At 74.8% G+C, this 3459-nt stretch carries 3 protein-coding genes and 1 pseudogene; 1 reads left to right on the top strand and 3 read right to left on the bottom strand.

The annotated features are described in order from the left end of the window. Both RWM17_RS13190 and RWM17_RS13185 read right to left on the bottom strand, forming a co-directional pair. Positions 1-269 (bottom strand): annotated as a pseudogene (locus tag RWM17_RS13190) (low molecular weight phosphatase family protein); the annotation flags it as partial. Between the two features lie 160 nt (positions 270-429). Then, entirely contained in the window at positions 430-1599 is a 1170-nt protein-coding gene (locus tag RWM17_RS13185; RefSeq protein WP_314104383.1) for a glycosyltransferase, read from the bottom strand. A gap of 110 nt (positions 1600-1709) precedes the next feature. Between RWM17_RS13185 and RWM17_RS13180 the strand changes: the two genes are divergently transcribed. After that, the gene (locus RWM17_RS13180) at positions 1710-2135 is read left to right on the top strand and encodes a DUF3151 domain-containing protein (protein ID WP_314104381.1); all 426 of its coding nucleotides are present in this window, start codon (positions 1710-1712) and stop codon (positions 2133-2135) included. Between the two features lie 31 nt (positions 2136-2166). Here RWM17_RS13180 and RWM17_RS13175 read toward each other — a convergent pair. Next, positions 2167-3459 (bottom strand): YhgE/Pip family protein (locus tag RWM17_RS13175; RefSeq protein WP_314104379.1); only part of this gene is annotated, 1293 nt, incomplete at its 5' end.

Below are 3459 nucleotides of genomic sequence, written 5' to 3'. Positions count from 1 at the left end.
AGCACGAGGTCGGGCGCGCGGAGCATCTCGCCGCCGAGCTGGCGCGCCGCGTGCGTCGGGTCGAGCCCCCGCGCGGTCGCGCCGAGGGTCATCTGCGCCGGCAGCGCTGCTCCGACGACCGCCCGCGTGCCGGCGCTGGAGACGACGACCGGGAGATCGGCGAGCCGATCTCGCAGCAGGATCTCGGCGAGGGGCGAACGGCAGATGTTGCCGGTGCAGACCGTGATGATCTCGATGACATCGGCCTGGGCGGAGTCGGAGAGCTGCATGGTCCTCATCTCGGGGGTGCTGGCGCCGGGCACGACAGTCGGTGCGATGGTCTCGGAGAGCCCGCCCACCGGGTGCCGGTCGAACCTAACATGTCACGTCCGAGCCGAGGGGGGACTCGATCGGTCCGCGCCCCGGGCCCGCCGCGACGTCCGTCGGCCCTCACCGCCCCCGGTGCGTGTGCAGGGACCGGCGCAGCGCCTCCTCGTAGGCGTCGCACACCGACTGCCAGCTGTACGACTCCTCGGCGCGCCGCAGCGCCGCCTCCCGCAGTCGCTGCTGCTCGGCCGGGTCGTCGAGCAGGGCGACCATCGCGTCGGCGATGGCGTCGGACTCCGGCGGCACGAAGAGGCCCGAGTCGGCGAGCACCTCGCGGTTGTAGACGGTGTCGCGCGCCACGACGGGTGCCCCGGTGAACATCGCCTGCACCAGGGCCGGGTTCGTGCCGCCCACGCTGTGGCCGTGGAAGTACGCGCCGGCGTGCTGCCAGAGCGCGAACAGGCGGTCGTCGTCGCTGACGTGGCCGAGCCAGCGCACGCGGTCGTTCTCGGCCGCGAGGTCCCGCACGAGGTCGTCGAGCTCGCCGCCGTAGCCCGTCGACCCGACGATGACGACGTCGTGGCGCTCGGCGATGCGGCGGGCGGCCTCGACGAACTCGACGATCGAGTTCTCGGGCACGAACCGCGCGACGACGAGGGCGTAGCTGCCGTGCGTCAGCCCGGGCTCGACGGGCAGCTCGCGCACGGGGTCGCCGCCGTAGGGGATGAACGTTCCCTCGACGCGGAACTCCTCGCGCCAGCGGCGCACGATCTCGACCGCGTCGCAGACGATCGTCGTGCCGAACCGTGCGGAGGCGCGGGCTCCGAGCTTGAAGACGGTCTTGGCCGCCGTGCCCCACTTGGCCCGCTCCCACTCGATCCCGTCGACGTTGATCAGCACCGGGATGCCGCGCAGCCGGAGCAGCGGCAGCCAGAAGCCGTTCGCGACGTTCATCACGAGGGCGGCGTCCGGCCGGCGGCGGACGGCGTCGAGCACGGCGGTGAGGCCGTAGCTGAGGGTGCTGAACGACTTGCTCTCGACGCCGCGGGTGAGCCGCGACGTCACACGCCGGTCGCGGGTCGGGTCGTCGTCCCGCAGGGCGCCGTGGCGGCCGTAGACCGTGACGTCCCAGCCGGCGTCGACGAGGGCGGGCGCGATGCGCCGCACGGCCGTCTCGAAGCCGCCGTAGTAGCTCGGGTAGCCGCGCGTGCCGATCACGGCCACGGAGGGCCTGCGGCCGTCGGGGGCCGCACCGTCGAGGGCACCGGAGGAGGGGCGAGGGCGAGGCGACATGGACGTCCGTTCCGAGAGGGGGCGCGCGGCGCCCCACGGTACCGCAGCGCCGCCCGCCGGCTGTCCGCGAGGCTGCCCGCGTCGCTGCCCGGGCGCGAGAGGATGGGGGCATGCCCTCCACGAACCTCCTCGGCGTTCCCGAGACCCTCCTGCCCGCCGACCCCGCCGTGACGGCCGACCTCGAGACGCTCTCGCTCGCCGAGGTCGTGGTCGCCCACCCGACGTCGTCGCTCGCCTGGGCCCTGCTCAGCGACGAGGCCTCCGCGCGGGGCGCCGACCTCGAGGCCTACGCCTACGCGCGGGTCGGCTACCACCGCGGCCTCGACGCGCTGCGCGGAGCAGGCTGGCGCGGACAGGGGCCGGTCCCGTGGTCGCACGAGCCGAACCGCGGGGTGCTGCGCTCGCTCTTCGCCCTGCGTCGCGGAGCCGCCGCGATCGGCGAGACCGCCGAGGTCGAGCGGCTCGGCACGTTCCTGGCCGACGCCGACCCCGCAGCTGCCCCGGCGATGGAGGCCGAGGAGGCGGGCCGGCGCTGACGGCGCCCCCTGGGCCTCCCGGCCCCGCGCCTCAGCCGATCAGCGACGGCCGCAGGTCGCGCAGCGTCCGCTGCCGCGTCATCCGCGCCGTCGCGAGCAGCGACACGAGCAGCGCGCCGAGCATCCAGAGCGCGAGCACGCCCGCGTCGGTCCACGCCGTCGCCGTGCTGCCGCCGTACATCAGCTGGCGCAGCCCGTCGGTCGCGTAGCTCATCGGCAGCACGAAGTGCAGCGCGGCGAGCGGCCCGGGCAGCGTCTGCCACGGGAACGTCCCGCCGGCGGTCACGAGCTGCACGACCATGAGCACCAGCCCCAGGAACTGCCCGACGCTGCCGAGCAGCACGTTGAGCATCATGATGATCGCCGCGAAGGTGACGCTCGCGAGCACCATGAGGCCGAGCATCCCCCAGGTGTGCACGACCTCGAAGCCGAGCGCCCCGCGCACGATCGCGAACAGGGCGACCATCTGCAGCACGCCGAGCAGCGCGGGCGTCAGCCAGCCGGCCGCGACGACCCGCACGGGCGCCTTCACCGCGGTGATGGCCCGCTTCGACACGGGCTTCACGATCAAGAAGAGCGCGTAGATGCCGATCCACGCCGCGAGGCTGATGAAGAACGGGGCGAGCCCCGCGCCGTAGGTGCCGGCGCTCGTGAGCGGCTGGTCGTCGACCCTCACGGGGTCGCTGATGGCGGAGGCCTGGTCGTCGCGGCTCTGCTCGGTGCTGGCGGGGATCTCGCCGAGGCCGCTCTGCAGCCCGTCGCGCAGCTGCACGGCGCCGTCGTCGAGCGTCACGAGCCCGTCGCGCAGGCTGACCGTGCCGGTGCTGAGCGTGCCCAGCCCGGTCGACAGCGAGGCCGCCCCCGTCTCGAGCGTGCCGAGGCCCGACGACAACGAGGAGGCGCCCGAGGCAGCGCTCTGCGCTCCCGTCGCCAGCGTGTCGGCCCCGGCGGCCGCGTCGGAGATGCCGCTCGTCAGGGCCGGGGTCGCCGCGGCCAGCGCCGCCGCGCCGGCGGAGACCTGGTCGGCGCCCGTCGCGAGCGCCCCGACCTGGCCGTTAAGGTGCTGCACCTGCGTGTTCGCGTCGGCCAGCCCGTCGGTGACGGGAGCGAAGTACGAGGCGACCTCGGTCGCCGAGGCGACCGCCTCCTCCTGCGTCTGGCCCTGGGAGACGAAGAGCGCGACCAGCTGTCGTCCGATCGCGGCCTGGGTCTCGGGGGCGGCGTCGGCGGCCGTCTGGCTGGCCGTCGCGGCCTGCCCGACGGCCGTCGCGAGCTGGCGGTTGCCGTCGGCGACCTGCGCCGCGCCGTCCGCGAGCTGCTGCGT

Origin of the sequence: uncultured Frigoribacterium sp. (genome assembly GCF_963515265.1) — a bacterium.
Lineage (GTDB): Bacteria > Actinomycetota > Actinomycetes > Actinomycetales > Microbacteriaceae > Frigoribacterium.
Note: the sequence above shows the minus strand (reverse complement) of the source record. Positions and strands in the feature narration are given on the sequence as shown.